The 23004-nt window shown below is 75.1% G+C and carries 16 protein-coding genes and 4 tRNA genes; 5 read left to right on the forward strand and 15 right to left on the reverse strand.

Going from position 1 to position 23004, the window contains the following annotated elements; all coding sequences use genetic code 11:
* The first annotated feature begins 34 nt into the window (after positions 1-34).
* Entirely contained in the window at positions 35-1153 is a 1119-nt protein-coding gene (locus tag ABZW10_RS06195) for an endo alpha-1,4 polygalactosaminidase (RefSeq protein ID WP_355360698.1), read from the forward strand.
* A 57-nt stretch (positions 1154-1210) separates the two neighbouring features.
* Here the strand turns inward: ABZW10_RS06195 and ABZW10_RS06200 are convergent, their stop codons facing one another.
* Complete coding sequence (locus ABZW10_RS06200; RefSeq protein WP_355360701.1) at positions 1211-1411, reverse strand: hypothetical protein; 201 nt, start codon at positions 1409-1411, stop codon at positions 1211-1213.
* Positions 1412-1538: 127 nt separating this feature from the next.
* Here ABZW10_RS06200 and ABZW10_RS06205 point away from each other — a divergent pair, with 127 nt between their 5' ends.
* Positions 1539-2504 (forward strand): aldo/keto reductase, encoded by a 966-nt coding sequence (locus ABZW10_RS06205; RefSeq protein WP_355360704.1) that lies wholly within the window; start codon positions 1539-1541, stop codon positions 2502-2504.
* A gap of 74 nt (positions 2505-2578) precedes the next feature.
* On the opposite strand, the gene ABZW10_RS06210 is transcribed toward ABZW10_RS06205, so the two are convergent.
* The 6 genes from ABZW10_RS06210 to ABZW10_RS06235 form a co-directional block, all read right to left on the reverse strand.
* A complete protein-coding gene (locus ABZW10_RS06210) occupies positions 2579-3547 on the reverse strand; it encodes a C40 family peptidase (protein WP_355360707.1) in 969 nt (322 codons plus the stop codon).
* Positions 3544-4809, reverse strand: coding sequence for an SPFH domain-containing protein (locus ABZW10_RS06215; RefSeq protein WP_355360710.1), 1266 nt, complete (start codon positions 4807-4809; stop codon positions 3544-3546). Before ABZW10_RS06215 ends, ABZW10_RS06210 begins: the two co-directional genes overlap by 4 nt.
* Positions 4810-5059: 250 nt before the next feature.
* A complete protein-coding gene (locus tag ABZW10_RS06220; RefSeq protein ID WP_355360713.1) occupies positions 5060-6661 on the reverse strand; it encodes an Ig-like domain-containing protein in 1602 nt (533 codons plus the stop codon).
* A gap of 333 nt (positions 6662-6994) precedes the next feature.
* Positions 6995-7070, reverse strand: a tRNA-Arg gene (locus ABZW10_RS06225).
* A 31-nt stretch (positions 7071-7101) separates the two neighbouring features.
* Positions 7102-7177 (reverse strand) — tRNA-Arg (locus ABZW10_RS06230).
* Between the two features lie 173 nt (positions 7178-7350).
* Positions 7351-7444, reverse strand: a tRNA-Ser gene (locus tag ABZW10_RS06235).
* Positions 7445-7623: 179 nt separating this feature from the next.
* On the opposite strand from ABZW10_RS06235, the gene ABZW10_RS06240 reads away from it, so the two are divergent.
* On the forward strand, positions 7624-11307 hold the full coding sequence (locus ABZW10_RS06240; protein ID WP_355360716.1) for a PAS domain-containing protein: 3684 nt from the start codon (positions 7624-7626) through the stop codon (positions 11305-11307).
* Positions 11308-11380: 73 nt separating this feature from the next.
* On the opposite strand, the gene ABZW10_RS06245 is transcribed toward ABZW10_RS06240, so the two are convergent.
* Positions 11381-13042, reverse strand: coding sequence for a long-chain fatty acid--CoA ligase (locus tag ABZW10_RS06245; protein WP_355360719.1), 1662 nt, complete (start codon positions 13040-13042; stop codon positions 11381-11383).
* A 230-nt stretch (positions 13043-13272) separates the two neighbouring features.
* Between ABZW10_RS06245 and ABZW10_RS06250 the strand changes: the two genes are divergently transcribed.
* Positions 13273-13470, forward strand: a complete 198-nt coding sequence (locus ABZW10_RS06250) for a hypothetical protein (RefSeq protein ID WP_355360722.1) — start codon at positions 13273-13275, stop codon at positions 13468-13470.
* A gap of 23 nt (positions 13471-13493) precedes the next feature.
* Here ABZW10_RS06250 and ABZW10_RS06255 read toward each other — a convergent pair whose 3' ends face one another.
* Positions 13494-14369 carry a DUF1906 domain-containing protein gene (locus ABZW10_RS06255; protein WP_355360725.1) on the reverse strand — a complete coding sequence of 292 codons (876 nt, stop codon included), beginning with the start codon at positions 14367-14369 and terminating at the stop codon, positions 13494-13496.
* A 398-nt stretch (positions 14370-14767) separates the two neighbouring features.
* Between ABZW10_RS06255 and ABZW10_RS06260 the strand changes: the two genes are divergently transcribed.
* Complete coding sequence (locus ABZW10_RS06260) at positions 14768-15589, forward strand: EamA family transporter (RefSeq protein WP_355360933.1); 822 nt, start codon at positions 14768-14770, stop codon at positions 15587-15589.
* Between the two features lie 116 nt (positions 15590-15705).
* Here the strand turns inward: ABZW10_RS06260 and ABZW10_RS06265 are convergent, their stop codons facing one another.
* The 6 genes from ABZW10_RS06265 to ABZW10_RS06290 form a co-directional block, all read right to left on the reverse strand.
* Positions 15706-16467, reverse strand: coding sequence for a pyridoxal 5'-phosphate synthase (locus tag ABZW10_RS06265; RefSeq protein WP_355360728.1), 762 nt, complete (start codon positions 16465-16467; stop codon positions 15706-15708).
* A gap of 737 nt (positions 16468-17204) precedes the next feature.
* Entirely contained in the window at positions 17205-18569 is a 1365-nt protein-coding gene (locus ABZW10_RS06270; protein ID WP_355360731.1) for an FAD-linked oxidase C-terminal domain-containing protein, read from the reverse strand.
* A gap of 240 nt (positions 18570-18809) precedes the next feature.
* Positions 18810-19640: a MerR family transcriptional regulator gene (locus ABZW10_RS06275; RefSeq protein WP_355360734.1), complete on the reverse strand. Its 831-nt coding sequence runs from the start codon at positions 19638-19640 to the stop codon at positions 18810-18812.
* Positions 19641-19722: 82 nt separating this feature from the next.
* Positions 19723-20832 (reverse strand): peptidoglycan-binding protein, encoded by a 1110-nt coding sequence (locus tag ABZW10_RS06280; protein ID WP_355360737.1) that lies wholly within the window; start codon positions 20830-20832, stop codon positions 19723-19725.
* A 201-nt stretch (positions 20833-21033) separates the two neighbouring features.
* A tRNA-Ser gene (locus ABZW10_RS06285) sits at positions 21034-21121 on the reverse strand.
* A 66-nt stretch (positions 21122-21187) separates the two neighbouring features.
* Positions 21188-22918 (reverse strand): trypsin-like peptidase domain-containing protein, encoded by a 1731-nt coding sequence (locus tag ABZW10_RS06290; protein WP_355360740.1) that lies wholly within the window; start codon positions 22916-22918, stop codon positions 21188-21190.
* Positions 22919-23004: the final 86 nt, after the last annotated feature.

Consider the following 23004-nt stretch of genomic DNA (forward strand, 5'->3'; position numbering starts at 1 on the left):
GAACGCATCCGACCCGATCCGGAGTCCGTGCACCGTGACCCGCGTTACCCGGCCCGTGTGGGCCGCCCTCGCCCTCGCCACCGCCACCGCGCTGCTGGCGACCTCGTGCAGCAGCTCCGGCTCGGACGACGAGGACGACACCTCGGCCGACGCCGGCGCGAGCGCGCCCCCGGCGGCCACCGCCGCCCCCGTCCCGGGGACTCCGAGCACCCCGGCCACCCCGGACGCGCCGAGCACCCCCGGCACGCCGGTCACCCCGGACGCCCCGGCCGCCACCACGGGCCCGGGCTCGCCGACCGCGTCCGGCCGGCCGTCGGCCCCGTCCGGTACCCCGGGAACGCCCGGCACCCCCGCCGCCCCCGGCACGCCCGGCACCCCGGCCACCCCGGGAACGCCCAACACCCCCGGCACGCCCGGCACTCCGGGAACCCCCGGCACGCCCGGCTCGGCCGGCGCGCGCTGGCAGCCCACCCCCGGCCTCGCCTGGCAGTGGCAACTCGGCGGCTCCGTCGACCAGTCCGTCGACGTCCCCGTCTACGACGTCGACGGCTTCGAGACCGACGCCTCCGTGGTCGCGGCCCTGCACGCCAAGGGCCGCAAGGTGATCTGCTACATCAACGCCGGTTCCTGGGAGGACTTCCGCCCCGACTCCGCCGCCTTCGCCCAGGCCCTCCAGGGCTCGGGCAACGGCTGGAAGGGCGAGAAGTGGTTCGACATCCGCAAGATCGACCAGCTGAAGCCCCTCATGGCGGCCCGCTTCGACATGTGCCGGCAGAAGGGCTTCGACGCCGTCGAGCCCGACACCATCGAGGCCTACAACCAGAACAGCGGCTTCCCGCTGACCGCGGACGACCAGCTCCGCTACAACCGCATGCTCGCCTCGCTCGCCCACGAACGCGGCCTGGCGATCGGTCTGAAGAACGACCTGGAGCAGGTCCCGGCGCTGCTGAACGACTTCGACTTCGCCGTCAACGAGGAGTGCGCGCAGTTCGACGAGTGCGCCCGCCTCTCCCCCTTCATCCAGGCGGGCAAGGCGGTCTTCCACGTCGAGTACAAGCTGGGCACCGAGAAGTTCTGCGGCCGCACCAAGGCCCTGGGCTTCAGCTCGATGCAGAAGAAGCTCGAACTGGACGCCTGGCGGAAGCCCTGCTGAGGGAACAGGGACCGGCACCAGCGGGCCACCGGACCGCCAGGCATTCCACCGCGTGGACTACTTGACGGCCAGCCAGACGACGGCGCCCAGCACGGCGAGGGCCACCACGGCGATGACCGCGATCATGCCGGTCCGGCTGCCGCCGCCGGTGTTGCCGTAGGTGTTGACGGAGCCCGGCGCCTGCGGTGCCGGGGTCTCCTCGACGAAGGCCCGGAACATCTGGGTGCTGCCGGCGGGGTCGTACTCGTTGTCAGCCATGGCAGGGACTCTAACGAATCCGCGGACCACCCCGACACCCGGTCTCCGTGCTGCGGACGTGCAACGGGCGTGTGAAGTACGCCTCGTTCACGGAATGCCGGCCCGGCCGATCGGGTTGACTCGGACCATGACCGATTCCCGCAGCGACGCCCCCCGTTACGTGCAGCTCGGCAACTCCGAGCTCTCGGTGTTCCCGCTCTCCCTCGGCGGCAACGTCTTCGGCTGGACCGCCGACGAGGCCGAGTCCTTCGCCGTCCTCGACGCCTACACGGCGGCCGGCGGCAACTTCGTCGACACCGCCGACACCTACTCCTCCTGGGTGCCGGGCAACACCGGCGGCGAGTCCGAGGCCATCATCGGGAAGTGGCTGCGCAGCCGCGGCAGCCGCGACTCCGTGGTCATCGCCACCAAGGTCGGCCTGCACCCCGAGGCCCGCGGGCTGAGCGCGGCCAACATCAAGGCCTCCGCCGAGGGTTCGCTGCGCCGCCTCGGCGTCGACCACATCGACCTCTACTACACCCACCAGGACGACGACACCCCGGTGGAGGAGTTCGTCACCGCCCTGGACGCGCTGGTGCGCGAGGGCAAGGTGCGCGCCGTCGCCGCCTCCAACATCGGCGCCGAGCGGCTCGCCGAGGCGCTCGCCTTCGCCGAGCGCGAGGGCCTGGCCGCGTACACCGCCGTCCAGCCGCACTACAACCTGGTCTCCCGCGGCACCTTCGAGGGCCCGCTGGCCGACGTGATCGCCGCGCACGGCCTCGCCACCGTGCCGTACTACGCGCTGGCCTCCGGTTTCCTCACCGGCAAGTACCGCCCGGGCGGCGCCGAGGTGGCCAGCGCCAGGGCCGAGGGCGCCGGCCGCTACCTGGACGACCCGCGCGGCCCCAAGGTGCTGGACGCGCTGGACACGGTGGCCGCCGAGCACGACGTCGAGCCCGCCACCGTCGCGCTGGCCTGGCTCGCCGCCCGGCCGACCGTCGCCGCCCCGATCGCCAGCGCCCGTACCGTCGGCCAGCTCCCGCCGCTGCTGGCCGCCGCCGGGCTGGAGCTCACCCCGGCGCAGACCGCCCTGCTGGACGACGCCTCCGCCTGAGCACCGTCACCCGAAAGGGGCGCGCCGTCCGCAGCCGGACGGCGCGCCCCTTCGTGTCCTCCCGTGCCGGGCCGCTACGGCCGGCCGAAGTGGGTCGGGTAGAAGCCGCTGCTGATCGTCGACACCCGGACCGTCTTGCCCGGCCGGGGCGCCTCGACGAACTTGTTGTCGCCCAGGTAGATCCCCACGTGGTGGATGCCCGAGGCCCGGCCGCTGTCCGACCAGAACAGCAGGTCGCCGCGGCGCAGCTGCCCCGCGCCGATCGGCGTGGTCGCCGCGTACTGGTCGTCGGCCACCCGCGGCAGGCTGATGCCCGCCCGCCGGTAGGCCTGCTGCACCAGCCCCGAGCAGTCGTAACCGGAGGGGCCGTCGCCGCCCCACACGTACGGCTTGCCCAGCTGCGCGAGCGCGTACTCGATCGCGGACTCCATGCGGCCGGCGGACCGGGTCCCGGCCTGGGCGGGCGCGGTGGTGGTGCCCGAGGAGGCCGCACCGCCACCGGACTGGCCGGTGCGGCTCAGGTAGACGTCGTAGTGGCTGGTGTACCGCCACTCGCCGCTGCTGTTCTTGAACCAGTACTTCTCGCCGTCCCAGCCCTGGCGCATCCCGCCGGAGCCGGCCGAACCGTTGGTGGCCGAGCCGTTGGTGGCCGAGCCGGCGCCGGACCCCACGGCGTCGGTGTACACGCTGTAGTGGCTGGTGTACCGCCACTCGCCGTCGCCGTTCTTGAACCAGTACTTCGAGCCGTCCCAGCCCTGCTTGCCCGGCGCGGCGTGCGCGGCCCCGGCCCCCGCCGTCAGGCCGACCACTCCGGCGCCGGCCAGCACCGTGGTGGCCAGGCAGGTATTTCGCACCGCCCGGTGTATTCGGCCTCCCCCGTACGGCTCCGCCGGGCGGGCGGCGCGCGGCCGCACCACGCAGTTCGGGCAGGCGCAGCCGGTGATCGCCGGGATCGTGCCGAGGCTCTCCTCGAAGCCGATCAACGCCGTGTCGTCCGCATCCGCGAACACCGCGGCGGCGTCCGTGCCGGTGGCTATCCTCATGCCGGTCGTCCTTCCTTCCGCCCGGCCCGGGCGGCCGGGGGCGGTACCGAGGCGGCCACTCCGGCCGGGGCGACGAAGGCGACCAGCAACTGTTCCATCAGCGCGCTCCGGGCGGCCTCGTCCAGCTCGTGCGCGGTGGCGCGCTCCAGTCGGCGCACGGCGAGCGCCGCCGCCTCCACGGCGTCGTCCACCAGCACGGTGCGCAGGCCCGCGTCCAGGTCGGCCAGCCGGCGGCGGCGCATCGACTCCGCCACCTCCGGTGCGTAGTCCAGCGCCAGCGGCTGCACCGAGTAGACCTCGAGCCCGGCCGGCGCGACCTCGGCGGCCAGCGCTCTGGTCAGTTCGTCAGCGAACCACTGGCCGTCGCGCAGCGCGGGACCGGGCGCCGCGTTGCTGTCGCAGGGCAGCGTGGAGGCGGTCCGGGTGAGCACGGCCTGGACCTGCTCGCGCAGGTAGCTCTCGTGGTCCTCGATCGCCAGCATCGCGCGGGCGGTGTCCTTGACCCGCCAGACGATCAGCAGCCGGACCACGATCGGGGTGCCGGTGCGGTCGACGACCTTGACCGGTTCGCTGCGCCAGTGCCGCAGCCGGACGTCCACCCGACGGCGGCGCAGCAGCGGGTTGACCCAGACCAGACCGGTGCGGCGGACGGTGCCCCGGTAGCGGCCCCAGCGGGTGAGCACCCGGGTCTCGCCGCCCGCGTTGGCCAGCAGACCCGCGAGCGAGAGCACGACGAGCAGCCCGGCGGCGGCCACGGCGGCCACCGAACGGGCGGTCACCTCGGCCCCGCCGGCGGCCCGGGCGGCCTCCGTGCGCAGGTCGGGCAGCGCGTCCCAGTGCGGGATGACGCCGTCGCGCAGCAGCACCAGCAGCACGGCGGCCGTGCCGAGCAGCAGTCCGAGCAGGGCGACCCAGCCGGGCAGGGCGGCGGCGGCGTGCTCACGGAGCGTCTGGTCGGCGCGCGGGGGCCGGCGCGAGGTGACGGCGGTCGCCGCCCCGGTCGGGGCGCCCTCCGGCTCGTCCGCGGCCAGGGCCGTCGAGGTCACCGGCGGCAGCGGGGCGGTCGGCGCCGGGCGGACCGCCGGGTCCACCGGGTCCGCCAGCTCCAGCGGATCGCGCAGGTCGATGTGCCTGCCGTCGGCCGGCCCCGGGACCACCGCGATCGGGGTGGTGGCCGGGCCGTGGTCGGTCGGCTGGGCGGGCTTGGATGCCCTCGCCGCCCTCGCCAGCGGGCTGGAGCCCGAGGCGGAACGTTCCGGCATTCCCGGGGGAAACGTCTTGGGCAGGTGGTCGGGTCGCTGCGAAGAATCGCGGGTGACGTCCATGCACGGATCCTCAGGTTCAGTGTGTCGCGCAACGGGCGGCCCGGATCTGACGGGCAGTGCCAGGGCCAGGCTAAGTTCATACGTCATCAAATGCGACATTTGAACCGGTGCGTGTCGACATTTACTGACGAATCATCCGAGCCCGGACCTGACGCGCAGGCACATGAGCGGACAGGGGGAGAGCGGCTCAGTGCCGCCCGGGACCGGATCCCCGGCCGATCACCCGACGGGTGATCAGCCCGATACCGGTGAGCACCAGCAGGACCGCGGCGAGCACGCCCCGCCAGCCGTCCGACGGGTGCCGGTCGGCGGCCGTCGGCGACGACGGGTCCTCGGCGGCGGTGGTCTCGGCCACGGCGGCGCCCGCAGCCCGGACCGTCGGCCGTGCTCCGCCCGGCGGCGGCGCGGCCGGCGCCCGCTCGGCCCGCTCCCGGTCCGGGGCAGTGGAGGGGGCGGAGGGGGCAGAGGGGGCGGCGGCCGAGGCCGACGGCGCCGCCGGGACCGTCGGCGCCTGGGGCGTCGGGCTCGGGGCGGACGCGGCCGGGGCGGGAGCCGGACCGGGCGCCGTGGGTACGGGCGTGGGGGTCGGCGCCGGAGTGGGGGCCGCCGACCTGGCCACCGCGCCGATGGCCGGTGGCACGACAAACGGCAGCAGCCCACTCGGAACGGGGGCCACCGCGGTGACGGGCGCGGCGGCGGACGCGGGCGCGGCCGGAGCGGGCGTGAGAACGACCGGGGCGGGAACGGCGACGGTCGGTACCGGGGCCGCCGGCAGGGCGGGCGACGGCCGGCCGGCCGGAGCAGGAGCGGGAGCGGGAGCGGCAGGGGACGGCCGCGCCGGCACCGGGACCGAGGGCGACGCCGACGCCGACGGCGATGGCGACGCGGTGACCGCCGGCGACAGGGCGGTCACGGATGGCCGGGGAGCCGAGGGCGCGGCCTGCGAGGGGGTGACCACCGGCGAAGGCGCCGCGGCCGTCGACGCTGAAGGCGACGGCGACGGCGCCGACGACGGCGTGGGCGTGGGCGTCCGCGTCGGGAACGGCGGGAGCGGAACCTGCGGCGTCGCCGCCGGCCGACCGATCGTCTCCACCCGGACCGCCACCGCCTCGGCCGCCGTACTGTTCCCCGCCAGGTCGGTCGCCGTGACGATCAGCCACCGCTCCCCGTCCGTCAGATCCCGGTTGGCCGTGCACGTCCAGCTGCCGTCGACCGCCGCCGTCGCTCCGCAGGCGACGATCCGCGCGGGCCCGTCACCACGGTCCGGCCCCGCGGTGACGAGCACCCGCGCGCCCGGTTCGGCTTTCCCGGCCAGCCGGGGCCGGGCGACCCGGACGGTCTCCCCGGCGGCGGGCGCGGTGAGCAGCGGGCCGTCCGGCGGCACGGTGTCGACCACCAGCTCGGCCGGCTGCCCGGCGGTCCGGTTCCCGGCGAGGTCGGCGGCGAACGGGGTGAGCCGGTGCGGCCCGTCCACCAGGTTCTCCACCGGCAGGCAGGACCAGCCGCCGTCGGCCCCGACGGTCGTGTAGCAGAGGTCGTCCTCCTGGCCACCGGACGACCGGTCGGTGACGACGACGGTGCCGCCCGGCTCGCCGGTGCCGGTCAGCCGGATGCCGGGGTCGTTGGTGGACGCGGAAAGGGTGAGCGTGGTGGTGCCGCCCTGATGGAGGCCGGAGGACGGGCGGTCCGGCTCGATCTGCCGGGCGGCCGAGGGCGGCGGATTCCAACCGATCACCAGTCCGGTCGCCAGGACCGCGGCGCCGGCCGCTGCCGGGAACTGTCGGTTCATCCGGCTCTCCTTCGCATCGGCTGCCGGAGCGGCCTGGATGGCCGGGCAGTCTGGACACAAGATCAGACAAAACGGAATCACGATCCTGAGCCGGTCATATGGCGACACTTGCACTCTCGGCCGCATGACACCCGATTGGCGGTCCTCCGTCCGGCAGGACGGGATGTACCCGAAAGAACCGCATTTCACCCCTTGCGCGAGGTATCGCGAGGGGTCGCGGGCCATTGCCGGCCATCGCGGGCCACCGAGGGGGCGTCCGGGCGGCACCCCGGCCGGGCCGAGCCGGACCCGGGAAACGCAGAAGCCCCCGGCCAATGGCCGGGGGCTTCTCGCTGGTGCGCTCAGCAGGATTCGAACCTGCAACCTCTTGATCCGTAGTCAAGTGCTCTATCCGTTGAGCTATGAGCGCAAGTGCCGGGCGGACCCGGTCTTGCGGGGTTTGGTGCGCTCAGCAGGATTCGAACCTGCAACCTCTTGATCCGTAGTCAAGTGCTCTATCCGTTGAGCTATGAGCGCTCGCCCTGGCGAACGTTCCTCCGGGGCGGTGCGGGGACAACATTACATGACCTGCGGCGCGGGGCGAAATCGGTTGATCCGGGCGCCCCGGACCCACCGGCCGAACGCCCTTCCGATCACGTCCGGACATGCGAAGAGCCCCGCCGACGAGATCGTCGGCGGGGCTCTTCGGCTGGCGGAGGCTGAGGGATTTGAACCCTCGATCAGGAATAACCCCGAAACCGCATTAGCAGTGCGGCGCCATAGACCGGACTAGGCGAAGCCTCCTCCACATGGAGCAAGCCCACGTGCGCGGACCCGTTCCTTGTGCCTGTGATGATGCCACAACCCGGGGGCCCGGCACCAACCGCCGCCAACGTTACTAGGCGGGTCGTCCCCGCCGCAAAGAAGAATGAGATACTGCCGTCTCCGGAGAGAGCTGCCCTGAGCCGAGGAGACCTGTCGACGTGAGCAGCAGGCCGATCCGAGGCGCTGCTCGCCTCGCCGCCATACTCGACGCCCTGCCCGACGCGCTGCTGCTGGTGAACAGCAACGGCACCGTCGTCGATGCCAACAACGCGGCCGTCCAGGCGCTCCAGGCACCGGGGACCTCACTGGTCGGCATGGGCGTGCTCGACCTGCTCCCGGAGTTCGACCCCAGTCGGATCCCCGGCTCGATGCGGCCCGCCGCCCGCGAGGACGAGGCGCTCGACCGCCCGGTGCGGATGACCGCCCGGCGCACCGACGGCACCACCTTCCCGGTCGAGGTCTCCGGCAACGACTTCGACGACGACGGCACCGGCACCGGCGCCGGCACCGCCTACGCGCCCCCGGCGCCCTACGACCCCTACCGCGAGGGCTCCCGCTCCTCCGACCTGCTCCTGCTGCTGGTCCGCGACCTGACCGGCCGGCTCGGCGTCGAGGCGGAGCTGCGCCGCCAGCACAAGCAGACCGAGATGATCCTGCGGGCCGCCGCCGAGGGCGTGCTCGGCGTCGACCTCGAAGGCCGCTGCGTGCTGGTCAACCCGGCCGCCGCGCACATCCTGGAGTACCGGGCCAGTGAGCTGGGCGGCCGGGAGCTGCACCCGCTGATCCAGCACTCCCGGGCCGACGGCACCCCGCTGGCGCTGGAGGAGTCCGCGCTGCTGGACACCCTGACCTCCGGGCGCAAGCACCGGGTGCGCGGCACCGTGCTGTGGCGCAAGGACGGCCGCCCGGTCACCGTCGACCTCACCACCGCCCCGGTCCGGGACGGCGACCAGCTGGTCGGCGCCGTGATGACCTTCACCGACCGCAGCCGCGAGCTGGCGCTGGTCGCCCGCAACGAGCACCTCACCGCCGTCCTGGAGAGCGAGCTGGGCGGTGCGCTGACCGCGCTGCACCGGCGGATCGACGCGCTCGCCGCCGACCCGGCCGGGCAGCTCTGGCCGGAGGCCAACTGGACCCTTCGACGGCTGGCCGACGAGTGCCGCCGCTACGGCAAGCTGATCGAGGGCGTGCTGGCCCACCAGCGCTCCGAGGCCGGCGAGAGCGGCGCCGCGGACGGCAAGGGCGCCGCGGCCGACGGCAAGGGCGGTACGGAAGACGGCAAGGGCGGGCGGAAGAGCGCCGAGCGGGTGCCGGTCGCCCTGGACAAGGTGGTCCGCCGGGCCGTCGAGCACGCCGGCGAGCTGGTCGGCGCGGGCCGGGTGCGGTTCTCCGTGCACGCCGCCGCCGTCGAGGTGATCGCCGACGAGCAGCGGCTCGCCCAGGCGCTGGCCCACCTGGTCGCCGACGTCAGCGGCATCGGCCTCGCGCTGGACGACGTCGCCCCCGAACTGCCCTCCCCCGGACTCGCCGCCCCCGGCACGCCCGCCCTGCCGCCGGCCGGCGGGGACACGCCGGCCGTGGTGCTCGCCGCCGCCCAGCGCGGCGAGGTCGCCCGGGTGGAGATCCGCGGCCCGGGGCGCGGCGGCAGCCCCGTCCACCTGCCGATAGCCCGCGCGGTGGTCGAGCGCCACGGCGGGGTGCTCCAGCCGCACGAGCTGCCGGGACGCGCCGGAACCACGTACGTCGTGGAACTGCCGCTGGACCCGGCCGCCGCCAAGGCCGCCGCCGAGCGCGCGTCCGCCGAGGGCCGGTCCGACCGGCCGAAGGAGAGCGACAGCGCCGTCCTGCCCGACCTGCCGGGCATCCCGCAGCTGCCGACCGCGGCCCCGGCCGAGGAGCCGGCCGCCGCCGAGGGCACCCCCGCGAAGGCTCCGGCCGAGGCCCCCCGGGAGGGCGCGCCGGACGGTTCCGCCGACGCCCGGAGAGCCGAGGCCGCGGCCGGACCGTCCCCGGCCGGCGGTGCGCCGGGCGAGGAGCCGGTCGTCGAGCAGCGGCGCGGACGCCGCGGCCGGCCGGCCGTGGAGCTGCCGCCCGCCGCCCCGGAGCAGCCGGGCCGCGAGGCCGCCGAACCCGCCGCCCCGGTCGGCGCCATCGCCCCGGACATCCCCGCCGACCAGTGGCCCAACGCCCCCGCCCGGATCGAACGGGCCGTCCCCGAGCAGTGGAACGGCACCGGCAACGACCCCGCGTACGGGCGCCAGAGCCTGGGCGGCCCGAGCCGCCCGCAGAACGACCCCTGGGGCAAGGACGACGGCCGCTCCGGCACCGCCTACGCCGTCCCGGTCGACGGCGGGCGTCCGGACGGGCGCCCCGGCGACCCGAACGGCGCGGTCCCCGGTGACGGCGAGCGCCGGGCCGCCGGCGGCGAGGGCGCCGCACGCACCCCGATCGCGCTCGGCCCGGGCGGCGGCGACTCCGCCCCGAAGGCCCCGGCCGGCCACGACGGCGGGGACGCCGAGCCCCGGCCGTCCCGGCGCCGCCGCGCGCTGCCCGGCGCCGAGGACTCCTCCGGCGGGTTCGCCCTGCCCGGCGGCACCGAGACCCCCGTCTACCCGGGGCTGGAGCACGCCCTGCCGGCCGGTCCGGCGCCCGCGCCGCCCGAGCCCGCCGCACCCACGCCGACCGGCCGACGGCGCCGGCTGGCCGTTCCGCCCGGGCCCGGCGGCGAGGCCGGCCCGGCCGCGCCCGAAGCCGGCCCGGCGGGCGGCTCCGCGCTGCCCGCGCTGCCGCCGGCCGTCCCGGCGCTGCCCGCCGCCCCCGGCGACGAGCAGCGCGAGGGCGGCCCGCGCCCGGTCGGCACCGGCCTGGGCGAGCTGGCCCCGCCGCGCCCGTTCGGCGCGCCCGGTGCCCCCGGCCCGGCCGCCGTGGTGCCGGTGACACCGGTGGCTCCCGCCGCCGAGGCCCGGCCGCGGGCCGCCCTGGAGCTGCCCGCCGCGCCCGCCGCCCCGGCGGTCCCGACAGCCCCGCAGGCCGTCGCGCCGGTCGCCCTGCCGAGCGGCCGCGACGCCGTCGGCGAGCACCCCCAGCTGCCCGCCCCGGCCCCCGACGGCGGACCGCGCCGGCTGCTGGTCTGGCCCGAGCCCGACCCCGCCACCCGGCAGGCGCTCCAGGACCGCGGCTACCGCCCGGTGATCGTCCGCTCCCGCGAGGAGGTGGACGCGCAGGTCGCCGGCTTCCCGGCCGCACTCTTCGTCGACCCGCTGACCGGCCCGATCACCCGCACCGCGCTGCAGTCGCTGCGCACCGCGGCGCTGAACAGCCGGGTCCCGGTGCTGGTCACCGCCGGCCTCGGGCAGGCCACCCGGGACGCCGCGTACGGCGCCGACCCGGCCGTCCTGCTGCGCGCCCTCGCCCCGCGCGACGGCGAGAACCACGCCCCGCGCGTCCTGCTGGTCGAGGGCGACCCGGACATCGCCGCCGCGATGATCGGCAGTCTGGAACGGCGCGGCATGCACGTCGAGCACGCGGTGGACGAGAACGACGCCGTCGCCCGGGCCAGCAGCGTGCAGCCCAACCTGGTGGTGATGGACCTGCTCCAGATCCGCCGCCGCCGGGTCGGCCTGCTGGACTGGCTGCGCGCCAACGACCGGCTGCACCGCACCCCGCTCGTCGTCTACACCTCGGTGGACCTCGACCCGCGCGAGCTGCCCCGGCTGCGCACCGGTGAGACGGTGCTGTTCCTCGCCGAGCGCTCGACCAGCGACGACGTGCAGTCCCGGATCGTCGACCTGCTCGGGCGGATCGGCGCCATGGGCGAGGCGGGCGTCGCCGCGGCGGGCTGACAGCCGTGCACGGCCGAGGGCCGGCCACCCCTTCCCGGGGTGACCGGCCCTCGTGCTCCCTGCCCGTTCCCGGTTACTCCTTGCCGAGCCGGGTGACGTCCAGCTTCTGCGCCGCGTAGTCGGCGCGGATCACCTTCTTGTCGAACTTGCCGACCGAGGTCTTCGGCACCGCCTCGACGATCGCCCAGCGCTCCGGCAGCTGCCAGGAGGCGATCCGCCCGGCCAGGAACGCGCGCAGCTCCGGCAGCCCGGCGGTGGCACCCGGCCGCAGCACGACGGTGGCCAGCGGCCGCTCGCCCCACTTCTCGTCCGGAACGGCCACCACGGCGGCCTCGGCGACCTCGGGGTGGGCCATCAGGTGGTTCTCCAGGTCCACCGAGGAGATCCACTCGCCGCCGGACTTGATCACGTCCTTGGCGCGGTCGGTGAGGGTCAGGTAGCCGTCGGCGGTGATCGTGCCGACGTCGCCGGTGCGCAGCCAGCCGTCCTCGGAGAACTTGTCCTCCGGGCGCTGCGGGTCCTGTCCCGCGCCCCCGTAGTACGCCCCGGCGATCCACGGGCCGCGCACCTCCAGCTCGCCCGCCGACACCCCGTCGTGCGGCATCCGCTCGCCGCCCGGGCCGATCAGCCGGGCCTCGACGGAGGCCGGGAAGACGCCCTGGGTGACCCGGTACGGCCACTCCTCCTCCGGGGTCAGCCCGCCCGGGGGCTGGGCGAAGGTGCCGAGCGGCGAGGTCTCGGTCATGCCCCAGGCGTGCAGGACGCGGATGCCGTGGCGCTCCTCGTAGCCCTTCATCAGCGAGGGCGGGCAGGCCGAGCCGCCGATCACCACCATGCGCAGGCTGGAGGTGTCGTAGTCGCCGGCGTCCAGCTCGTCCAGCAGGCCGCTCCAGATGGTCGGCACGGCCGCGCTGACGGTGGGCCGCACCGCGGCGATCATCTCGGCCATCGGCTTGGGCTGGAGGAAACGATCCGGCATCAGCAGGTTGGCGCCGGACATGAAGGCGGCGTGCGGGATGCCCCAGGCGTTGACGTGGAACATCGGCACCACCGGCAGCGCGGTGTCGCGCGGGGTGAAGGCGAAGTTGTCGCCGGTGTTGACCTGGAGGCAGTGCAGGTAGACCGAGCGGTGGCTGTAGAGCACGCCCTTCGGGTCGCCGGTGGTGCCGGAGGTGTAGCAGAGCGCGGCGGCCCGGCGCTCGTCGATGTCGGTCTGCCAGGGGTAGGCGGTCGGCCGGTCCGCGATCAGTTCCTCGTAGTCGTGCACGCCGCCCGCGAAGCCGGCCAGCACCGAGCGGTCGCCGGGGCCGCTGACCACGATGTGCTTGAGCGTCGGGGCGAGCTCGGGCAGGACCGCGGCCAGCAGCGGCAGGACGGTGCCGTTGACGATGATCACGCGGTCGGCGGCGTGGTTGACGATGAACGACAGCTGGTTCGCCGGGAGCCGCAGGTTGAGGGTGTGCAGCACCGCGCCCATCGACGGCACCGCGAGGTAGGCCTCCAGGTGCTCGGCGTTGTTCCACATCAAGGTTCCGACGACACTCGCGTCGGTGCAGCCGAGTTCGTCGCGCAGGGCCCGGGCGAGCTGCGCCGCACGGGCGCCGACCTCCGCGTACGTCCGGACCACCGGACCGGTGCCGTCCCAGGTGGTGACCGTCGACCGGCTGTGGATCGTGGACCCGTGCTCCAGGATCCGGGCGACGGTGAGCGGTACGTCCTGCATCGTGCTGAACACGGGTCCTCCTCGACCTGGGCGGCACTGCGGCTCCTGCCCCGGCCCGGCCGAACTACGGCTACTGGGCGGTAATACGGGCAGTACGGGCCCGATTCTGCCGCGCCGTGTCCCGGATGTCAGCATCCCGGCCGCGTTGCCCCGATCACGACCCGGCCACGGTCCGGCCGCGTTCTCCCCGGTCGGGCGGGGGCGGCCCGGGTGCCCGCCCCGGCGGCCGGGATACTGGGGCCATGGACGACGGACACGGCGAGCGGCGGGTGGGACGGGGTCTGGCCGGCTTCCGGCTGCCGTGCCCGTGCTGTTCCGGCGGGGTGCGGACGCAGGCGCGCAAGGGCCTGCGGGCGGGCCGCACCGGCACCGGGTACATCACCGAGACCTGCCGCTACTGCCAGGGCCGGGGCTGGCTGGGACTCGCGCTGCGGGAGTGACCGCCGGCCGGCCGGCGGGTCCGTCAGCCGGCCAGCGGGGCGTCGACCTGGTTGCGGTCGATGGCCAGCGTCGCTCCGCCGTAGGTCTCCTCGACGTTGCCGTGGTACTGGTGGACGCGCTGGTGCTGGGACCAGAGATCTGCGGTGAGCGGCCCGCCCCCGGTGGTGTCGGCGCGGTCGTCCCAGCGGGCGTACCAGAGGGTGTCGGGCAGCGGCGAGCTGCCGGCCCGGGCGGCCGCGGCGAGGTCGGCGATGCCGGAGTCGAGGCTGGAGTAGAAGCCGGAGCGGTAGCCCGCCGTGTGCAGCGCCTGGGTCCAGCCGACGGTGAAGTCGACGACGGCCTGGCCGCAGGCGGGATCGCGCACCGGGTAGGCCTCGATGTCCAGGAAGACCGGGCTGCCCTGGCCGATCCCGACCGCCCGCAGGCCCTGCACCGCCTCGGCCGCCTCCTCGCGCCCCTGCTGGGCGGCCCGGGCGGGGTCGATCCGCTTGGGCTTGTGCGTCAGGTCGCTGCACGGCGCCTGGAGGCCGACGTGGACGGGCAGGAACCGCCACCCCATCGCCCGGGCCTGCCGCACCCAGTCGGCGGTCAGCCTCGGCTGGGCGCAGCCGCGCTGGCCGCCGCTGGTGTAGATGCCGAGCGCCCCGTACGGCGAGGCGTCGCGCCAGGCCCGCAGGGTCTCCAGCGGGGGCGCGGTGCAGGCGTCGAAGGCCGCGCCGGCGTAGAGGTCGCGGGGCCGGGCCGGCGGCGGCCCGTGCCGGTCGGGCAGGACGGCGGCCCGGATGCGGGGGACGGCGGAGGAACGAGCGGCGGCGTCGGCCCTCGCGCCCGGACCGGCGGCGGCCAGCAGGAGGACGAGGGAGGCGGCGGCGAGCGAGGCGGGGCGGAGATGGCGCACGCCGCCTTGATACTGACGGGCCGTCGGATCCCGCCCGGCGCCGCGCCGGGCGCACCGTCGGGGCTCACCCTTTCGGACGCACCCGTCCGCATCCGTCCCGATTTTTGTAACGAGCTTGCTGCCCAGTGGCTCCTTACGGCAAACTCGCCATCATGCCCACCTCCCATCCCAGCGAAACCTCCGCCCCGACGCCGGCCGCCGCCGTCGCCGAGGCGCTTGCCATGCCGCCCGCCCCCAAGGGCGAGCCCGCCGGCGAGCGGGGCAGCTGGCGACGAGGCGGGTCCCCGGGAGAGGGACTGCCACCGGACGCACGACCCGGCCGATCCACCGGCCGACGGTTCACGAACCTGCTGCGGCGCCCGGAGCGAATTCCGGCGCCGCTTCTCTGTGTCGTGGCGATGTTCCTCGTGCAGACCGGGATCGCGTTCTCCAAGCCGCTCTTCGGACCGCTCGGGGTGAGCGGCACCACCTTCCTGCGGCTGGGCTTCGCGGCGGTCGTCCTGCTGGCCGTCACCCGGCCCCGGCTGCGCGGGCGCCGGCCGCGCGACCTCGCCGCCGCCGCCCTGCTCGGCATGGCCTCGGCCGGAATGACCCTGCTGTTCGCCGGGGCGATCGACCGGCTGCCGATGGGCACCGCCGCCACCATCGAGTTCCTCGGCCCGCTCGCGGTCGCCCTGGTCTTCGCCCGTCGCGCCAGCCACCTGCTCTGGGCGCTGCTCGCGGCCGGCGGGGTGGCGCTGCTGACGCTGCTCGGCGAGGGCGGGGAGGGCGGCGGGCTCGACCCGGTCGGCCTGCTGTACGCCTTCGGGGCGGCGGCCTGCTACTCCGCGTACATCCTGTTCACCGACAAGGTCGGGGCGGCGTTCCAGGGCTTCCAGGGGCTGGCGGTGTCGATGACGGTCGGCGCGCTGACGGTGGCGCCGTTCGGGCTCGGCCAGGCCTGGGACGGGCTGACCGCGCCCGGTGCCTCGCCGGTGATGCTGCTGCTCGCGGTGGCCGGGGTGTCGCTGCTGCTGCCGGTGATCCCGTACGCGCTGGAGATGACGGCGCTGCGGCGGATGCCGCAGCGGGTGTTCAGCGTGCTGGTCAGCCTGGAGCCGGCGGTCAGCGCGCTGGTCGGCCTGGTGGTGCTGGGTCAGCTGCTGGGCGCCGCGCAGCTGGCCGGCATCGGCTGCGTGGTGGCGGCGAGCGTCGGGGCCACGCTGACCGGGCGGCGCTGAGGCACGGTGTCATGGTGAACCCGGGGGCGCGCATCGGCTCGATGCGCGCCCCCGGGCGTTCCGCTGTCCTGCGGTGCCACGGCGCTACGGCGCCCTGGCGCTATGGCGCTACGGCGCTACGGCCAGAGCAGGGTGCGCGACCACTCCGGGGTGCGCACCGGGCCGGTCCGGGTGTAGCGGAGCCGGACGTGGTGGCGCTCCGCGTCGCCCTGCCAGAACTCCACCTCGTTCGCCCAGAGCGTGTAGACGGCGTGCCCGGCGGCGACCGCGTCCGGGGTGGCCTCCAGCCGGCGCCAGGCCACCGCCACGGCCTCCTCGTACTCGGCCGGCGAGGCCAGCGGCTCGCTCTGCCGTCCGACCAGCGCGCCGATCCGGGCGGCCGGGGAGCGGGTGGCGAACTCGGCCCCCGCCACCTGGTCGGCGGCCCGTTCGACGGTGCCGCGCACCCGCACCTGGCGGCCGAGCTGCGGCCAGTAGACGGTCAGCGCGGCGGCCGGGTGGTCGGCGAGCTGACGGCCCTTGGGGCTGTCGGCGGCGGTCGAGAAGACCCAGCCGGTACCGGCGGCGTCGACGTCGCGCAGCACCAGCACGCGGGCGTCCGGCATGCCGTCGGCGTCGACCGTGGAGAGGGTGAACACCTGCGGGTCCAGCACCCCGGCGTACAGCGCGGTGGCGAGCCAGTCCACGAAGAGCGGGCCCGGTTCGGCCGGGGCGGCCTCGGCGTCGAAGGTCGGCAACGGGCGGGCCATCGGCGGGCGGCCGAGCATCAGCTCGGGCACGGACCGGGGCGCGGCCGGAGCCTGCTCCCCGCCGGGCCCGGGACCCGGTGCCGGCCTGGTCTCGCCGGGGCCGGTCAGGCCCTCCTCCTCCGCTGCCATCGCGCCCTTCCTTCCGGTTGCCGCGTCCGCAGCCCCGCGGCGGACCGGTCGCCGGGAGGGCGTGCCGGGCGCGGGGTGCGCTGTCGGAGCGCAACCGTACCGCCGCGCGGTGACGGCGCCGGGCGCGGGCCCTGGACTGGACCTCTCGACGGCCCCCGGACGCGCCCGTGGGCGGCACCGACCTGCGGTGCCGCCCACGGGACCGGTGCGCGGTGACCCTTTCCGCTGCCCGGTGAGAGCGTTGTGCGATCCGTTCCCTCCTGCCCGGCCCGGGGCCTCCGTCGACGGCGCCCCCGCCGTCGACGGCACCCGGTCGGTGCTCAGGAGCTCAGGAAGAAGACCGGTACGAGGACGATGTCGTGGTGGAGCCTCCCGTGAACGGTGATCGTGTCAGGTGTGCGGGAGTTCGCCGACCGAACGAACACCTGCGGATGTGCGACGTCTGGACACAGACTTCCGCAACAAATCGACAAAGCACCACCTCACGGCCGCCTTTTCGCCCTTTAGCGTGATATCCGGCGGCCCGATGCATAATCGCCACCGACCCGAGAGCGCGACCTTCGCACCCCCTCCCACCTGCGACGCAGACCGGTCGACTGGCCGCGAGCCGGTGCACCCCCACGGCGCGCGACGAAGTCGAACGCGCCCCCTGCCGGTTCGGTCGACCTACCGTGTCGATAAATTCGGGCCATTCTGTGGCAGTCCGAAAATCGGCAGGGCGTGCGGGATCAGACGGATCAGATCACCTTGCCGGGATTGAGGATGCCCAGCGGGTCGAAGACCGCCTTCAGCTGCCGCTGCAGGTCCACCGCCACCGGCCCCAGCTCCCGCGCCAGCCACTCCCGCTTGAGCAGCCCCACCCCGTGCTCACCGGTGATCGTGCCGCCCAGCTCCAGCCCCAGCGCCATGATCTCGTCGAAGGAGCGCTGCGCCCGGGCCGACTGCTCGGCGTCCGCCGCGTCGAAGATCACGATCGGATGGGTGTTGCCGTCGCCCGCGTGGCTCACCACCCCGATGGTCAGCCCGTGCCGCTCGGCGATCGCCGCGACGCCCTCCAGCATCTCGGCCAGCCGCGAGCGCGGCACCGCCACGTCGTCGATCATCGTGGTGCCCAGCCGGTCCAGCGCGGGCAGCGCCTGCCGGCGCGCCTCCAGCAGCAGCTCCGACTCCGCCTGGTCCTCGGCCGGCACCACCTCGGTCGCCCCGGCCGCCCGGCACAGCTCCCCGACCGCGGCCAGCTCGGCCACCCGGTCCGGGCCGTCGAAGGCGACCAGCAGCAACGCCCGGGTGGACTCCGGCAGCCCCATCCGCCCCAGCTCGTTGACCGCGCGCACGCTCACCGCGTCCATCAGCTCCATCAGCGACGGGGTGAAGCCGCGCGCCATCACCTCGCAGACCGCCGCACCGGCCGCGGCCGCGCTCGGGAACTCCGCCGCCAGCGCCAGCTGCGGCGCGGGGGCCGGCCGCAGCGCCACCACCGCGCGGACCACCACGCCCAGGGTGCCTTCGGAGCCCACCAGCAGCCGGGTCAGGTCGTAGCCCGCCACGCCCTTGGCCGTCCGGCGGCCGGTGGACAGCAGCCGCCCGTCGGCCAGCACCACGTCGAGGCCGAGCACGTACTCGCTCGTCACGCCGTACTTGACGCAGCAGAGGCCGCCCGCACCGGTGCCGATGTTGCCGCCGATCGTGCAGGACTCCCAGCTCGACGGGTCGGGCGGGTAGCAGAGCCCCGAGGCCGCGGCGGCCCGCGAGAGCTCGGCGTTGACCACACCCGGCTCGACCACCGCGATCCGGTTCACCGGGTCGAGCTCCAGGATCCGGTTCATCCTCACCATCGACAGCACGATGCAGCCGTCGACGGCGTTGGCCGCGCCGGACAGCCCGGTCCTGGCCCCCTGCGGGACCACCGGCACGCGCAGCGCGGTGGCGGTCCGCAGGACGTGCTGCACCTGCTCGACCGTCTCCGGGAAGACCACCACCGCGGGGGTGCCGGCCGGGCAGAAGTCCGCCATGTCGTGCCGGTAGGCGGCCGTCACGTCCGGGTCCACCGCCAGGGCGCCGGGCGGGAGGCCTTCCGCCAGCCGGTCCGTCAGGTCACTCATCGCCGCCTCCGCTCGCACCGCCCGGTCCTCGCACTCTGCCGCCCGCCCGGCCGCCCGGCAAGTACGCCGCCCCCGGGGCAGGCAGGACGCGGGCAGGTAGGACGCGGGCAGGTAGGACGCGGGCAGGTAGGACGCGCCGGGCGGGCGGCGCTGCCCGGTGCGGGGGCCTCGGTGGTCGTCGTGCCGGGCGACGCCAGGACCCTCGACCGGCTTCAGGGCGAGCGCCCGGACGACCGGCGGCTACCCGCGCAGCACCGGCTCCTGCAGCTCCGTCACCCAGTCCGCCACCTCCTCCGGGCACTCCAGGTAGAGCTCCCGGGCGTACCCGGTCGAGCGGTAGCCGTTCTCCTCGATGAACCGCGCCAGCGCCTGGACCGCACCCAGGGAGTCGTCCATCGAGCCGCGGTGCACCACGGTCACCGCCTCCTCGATCGCCGGCAGGTCGACCACCGCGAGACCGTGCTCCCCCGCCGGGTCGACCGAGGCGGCGATCGGCACGGCCACCCGGATCAGCACCGAGCCGTCACCGCCGCCGGTGTCCTCGTACCGGGCGACGGACGGGCCGGTGTGCGCGATGCCGGCCTCCGCCAGCCGCCCGCAGAGCTCGTCGAACAGCGGGCCGATCACCGGCCCGATGTCCTGCGGCTCGTAGCTCGCCGCGACCCCGGTCAGTTCGGCCGCCCGCACCGACGGCACCCGCTTCACCACGACATCGTGCGTGGACATGGTCCCCTCGCTCTCGATCGTCCGGAGCCTCGCCTCGACCCGGGCCAGCCGTTCGGCGTCCGCCGCCATCGCCGCGGCGAGCTCGGCCCGCCGCAGTCGCAGCATCCCGCGCAGCTCGGCCGTGTCCACCTCCTCGTCGAGGACGGCCCGCACCTGCTGCAGTGTGAAGCCGAGGTCCTTGAGGGCGATGAGCCGGTTGAGCCGGGCCAGTTGGGCCGCCTCGTAGCAGCGGTAGCCGCTGAACGGGTCGACCCGGGCGGGCCGGAGCAGTCCGACGGCGTCGTAGTGGCGCAGCATGCGGACCGACACCCGGCCGTGTTTGGCGAAGTCTCCGATGTTCAACATGGTCCCTCCAGTGCAGACCCTCACACGGTGTCACGGTCAAGCACCGGCTTCGCCGCCCGGCCGCCCGCTCGCGGCCGCCCGGTCAGTCCGTCACGTCGAACCCCCTGCGTCGGCCCAGCACCTGGAGGCTGCGCTGGCCGGGGATGCCGTTGGCGTCCTCGCCCGCGTAGCCGAGGCTGCGCTGGAACGCGGCGTACGCCTGCACGGTGCGGGTGCCGAGCGAGCCGTCCACCCAGCGCTGCTCCAGGAACCCCTCGTCCGCCAAGGCCTGTTCGACGATCCGCACCTCGCCGCCGTACGTCTGGTGGCCCTGCTCGGCCCCCGGGTCGGTGCGCGCCGCCGCGACCACGTGGGCGAGCGACACCCGCTGCGCCGAGGGCAGCCGGCCCAGCAGCCGGCGCAGCGACGCCTCGCCCGGCACGCCGTCGGCGTCCGACCCCGAGTAGCCCAGACTGCGCTGGAAGTCCTGGTAGTTGAGGGTGTCGGCGTCCCGCCAGTCCTGGTCCGGCCCGGACTGGTAGTGCCCGCCGAAGCCCTGCCGGACGAGCGCCTGGCCCACCTCCTCGACCTGCGGGCCGTGCGCCCCGTAGCCGTACTCGAGCCCGTTGATGGTCACCCGGTACCGGGCGGGGCCGGAGCCGCCGCCCGGCGGGGGCAGCGGCGCACCGCCGGCCGCCGCGACGATGCCGGGCATCACGACGTCGCGGAACTGCCGGGCCCGGGCGTCCCCGGGGCAGGCCGTCCCGCCGTCCGACCACTCGGGGAACATCCGGTGCACGCCGAAGCCGGGCTCGTCCCACTCGCCGCAGATCCGCAGCGGGATGCCGTGCCGCTGGTGCAGCCAGACCCCGAGCGCGACGAACGCGTTGATCTGGGCGTCCGTCCACGGATCGGTGCTCTGGTCGTCGCTGGCCGACTCCACGCTCACCGCGCCGGTGCCGTCGGCCCGGCGGTTGGCCCGCATGTTGGCGTCGGCGCGGGTCTGGGTGCCGATGTACTGCCCGACGCTGCCGTCGTACCCGACCCCGAAGTGGGACTCCAGGTTGGTGGAGTCCCTCCAGTACTCGTAGATCCGCCGCGGCGTCCACGGCGCCGCCACGCTGTGGAAGATCACCTGCGTCGGGATGATCGCCGGCTGCTCGTCCGACTCCGGTTCGAGCTCCATCTTCTCCGCACCGGGGTACCAGGCCATCAGTCTCTCCTCGCCGGGCCCAGGGCAGTTCGCCCCTTACGCCCTGACGACGGACCCCGCACCCCCACCCGAGGACGTTCCCACCCCAAACCCCCCGTTCGGGTGAACCCGGCCCACCCCGGCCCACCCCCGAACAGCACGAAGGCGGGTGCCGACCTCAGGTCGGCACCCGCCTCGAGCAGGTGGTTCTTCTCCTACCGGCGGAGAGCGTGGGATTCGAACCCACGGTACGGGGTCACCGCACGACAGTTTTCAAGACTGTTCCCTTAGGCCGCTCGGGCAGCTCTCCAGGCGGAGGTCAGCCTAACGGGTCCGGCGGGGTTCGGTGCACAGGGTTTCCGGGGCGGGTCGGGGGTCAGTTGTCGCCGACGCGGCTGCCGAGGGTGACCTTGGTGGTGGCGGTCTGGCCGTTGCGGGTGTACTCGACGTCCACGGTCTCGCCCGGCTTGTGCGTCCAGATCTTGCTGACCAGGGCGGGGCCGTTCTCGATCGGGCTGCCGCCGAGCTTGGTGATGACGTCGCCCGGCTTGAGGCCGGCCTGGTCGGCGGCGCCGCCCGGGGTGACGGCCGGCTGGCCCTGGACGTCGCGGGTCTGGATCTGCGCGCCGTCGCCCTTGTAGTCGTCGTTGCGCAGGACGTCGAGCTTGGCGTAGACCGGCTTGCCAGTCTTGATCAGGGTGTCGGCCACCCACTTGGCCTGGTTGATCGGGATCGCGAAGCCGAGGCCGATGGAGCCGGCCCGGCCGTTGCTGGAGGCGTTGGACTGGATCGCCGAGTTGATGCCGATCACGCCGCCGGCGGAGTCCAGCAGCGGGCCGCCGGAGTTGCCGGGGTTGATGGAGGCGTCGGTCTGCAGCGCGTTCATGTAGGAGGCCTGCGCGCCGGTCTCGTCGCCGGAGGCGACCGGGCGGTCCTTGGCACTGACGATGCCGGTGGTGACGGTGGACTCCAGGCCGTACGGGGCACCGATGGCGATGGTGGAGTCGCCGACGTTGACCTTGTCGGAGTCAGCCAGCGGAAGCGGCGTCAGCTTCTCCTTGGGCGGGTTGTCGAGCTTGATGACGGCGACGTCGTAGCCCTCGGCGCGGCCCAGCACGGAGGCGCCGTAGGAGCTGCCGTCGGCGAACTTGACGGTCAGCTTGCCGCCGCTGGAGGCGGGCGCGACCACGTGGTTGTTGGTGAGGATGTGGCCCTCGGTGTCGAAGACGAAGCCGGTGCCGGTGCCGGACTCGCCATTGCCCTGGGCCTTGATGGTGACGACGCTGGGCAGCGCCTTCTGCGCGATGCCGGCGACCGAGCCCGGGGCGGGCTCGTTCTTCTGGGTGTTGTTGGCCTGGACGGTGGTGGAGCTGCGGTCGGCCTTGGCGCTCACCGATTTGCCGTCGCGGTCGGCGACGGACACGCCGACCGCGCCGCCGGCCACGCCGGCCACCAGGGCGACGGCCGCGACCAGGGCGATCAGGCCGCCGCGCTTCTTGCGCGGGCCGCCGGGGACCGGCGCGCCGGGGTACTCGCCCGGGTAGCCGAGCGGGCCGCCGGGACCACCGGGGGCCCCGGGCGCGCCCGGGGTGATGTCGTGGGCGGCGCCCCAGCCGCCGAGCGGCTGGCCGGCGCCGAACGGGTGGTGGTGCTGGCCGGTCGCGCCGGGGGCCTGCGGGGCGCCCGGGGCGGCGAACGGGTCGTGCGCGACGGGCGCCGGGGGCACCGGCGTGCCCGGGGCCGGGGTGGCGTACGGGTTGTCGCCGTACGGGGCGGGGGCCTGCGCGGCCGGCGCCGCGGGGGCGGCGGGCGGCAGGACCGGCGGCGGCGCGTCCAGGTACCCGGGCTCGGCGGCCGGGGCCGGCGCGGCGGGTGCCTCCGGGGCGCCGACCTTGCCGAACGCCAGCGTGGGCGTGAACCCGCCGGAGCCCCCCTCGGCGGGCGGCTGGGGCGGCTGGTCGACTGCGGGCGTCGGTGCAGAAGCGGGGGCGGGGCCGGCCGCAGACGGCAACGCCGGACCGTCAGAAGCGGAACCCACCACCCCCTGGCCGCCGGAGGGCTGCTCCCCCTGCGGCCCGGTGGACCCAACCTCGCGCTCGGTGCTCACGGACGACCTCCATAGCTGACAGGACCAACAACCATAGTTTTTCGCACACCCGATTCGATTGCCGTAAGGACCCTTCTGAAGAACTC

Origin of the sequence: Kitasatospora sp. NPDC004723, from assembly GCF_040609255.1 — a bacterium.
In the GTDB taxonomy this organism is placed as follows: Bacteria; Actinomycetota; Actinomycetes; order Streptomycetales; family Streptomycetaceae; genus Kitasatospora.

Bases quoted from the DNA above. Each gene is read 5' to 3' on its own strand.
- ABZW10_RS06200 (WP_355360701.1), bottom strand. From the start codon at position 1,411: ATGGCTGACAACGAGTACGACCCCGCCGGCAGCACCCAGATGTTCCGG.
- ABZW10_RS06205 (WP_355360704.1), top strand. From the start codon at position 1,539: ATGACCGATTCCCGCAGCGACGCCCCCCGTTACGTGCAGCTCGGCAAC.
- ABZW10_RS06210 (WP_355360707.1), bottom strand. From the start codon at position 3,547: ATGAGGATAGCCACCGGCACGGACGCCGCCGCGGTGTTCGCGGATGCG.
- ABZW10_RS06215 (WP_355360710.1), bottom strand. From the start codon at position 4,809: ATGCCGGAACGTTCCGCCTCGGGCTCCAGCCCGCTGGCGAGGGCGGCG.
- ABZW10_RS06220 (WP_355360713.1), bottom strand. From the start codon at position 6,661: ATGAACCGACAGTTCCCGGCAGCGGCCGGCGCCGCGGTCCTGGCGACC.
- ABZW10_RS06250 (WP_355360722.1), top strand. From the start codon at position 13,273: ATGGACGACGGACACGGCGAGCGGCGGGTGGGACGGGGTCTGGCCGGC.
- ABZW10_RS06260 (WP_355360933.1), top strand. From the start codon at position 14,768: ATGTTCCTCGTGCAGACCGGGATCGCGTTCTCCAAGCCGCTCTTCGGA.
- ABZW10_RS06265 (WP_355360728.1), bottom strand. From the start codon at position 16,467: ATGGCAGCGGAGGAGGAGGGCCTGACCGGCCCCGGCGAGACCAGGCCG.
- ABZW10_RS06270 (WP_355360731.1), bottom strand. From the start codon at position 18,569: ATGAGTGACCTGACGGACCGGCTGGCGGAAGGCCTCCCGCCCGGCGCC.
- ABZW10_RS06275 (WP_355360734.1), bottom strand. From the start codon at position 19,640: ATGTTGAACATCGGAGACTTCGCCAAACACGGCCGGGTGTCGGTCCGC.
- ABZW10_RS06280 (WP_355360737.1), bottom strand. From the start codon at position 20,832: ATGGCCTGGTACCCCGGTGCGGAGAAGATGGAGCTCGAACCGGAGTCG.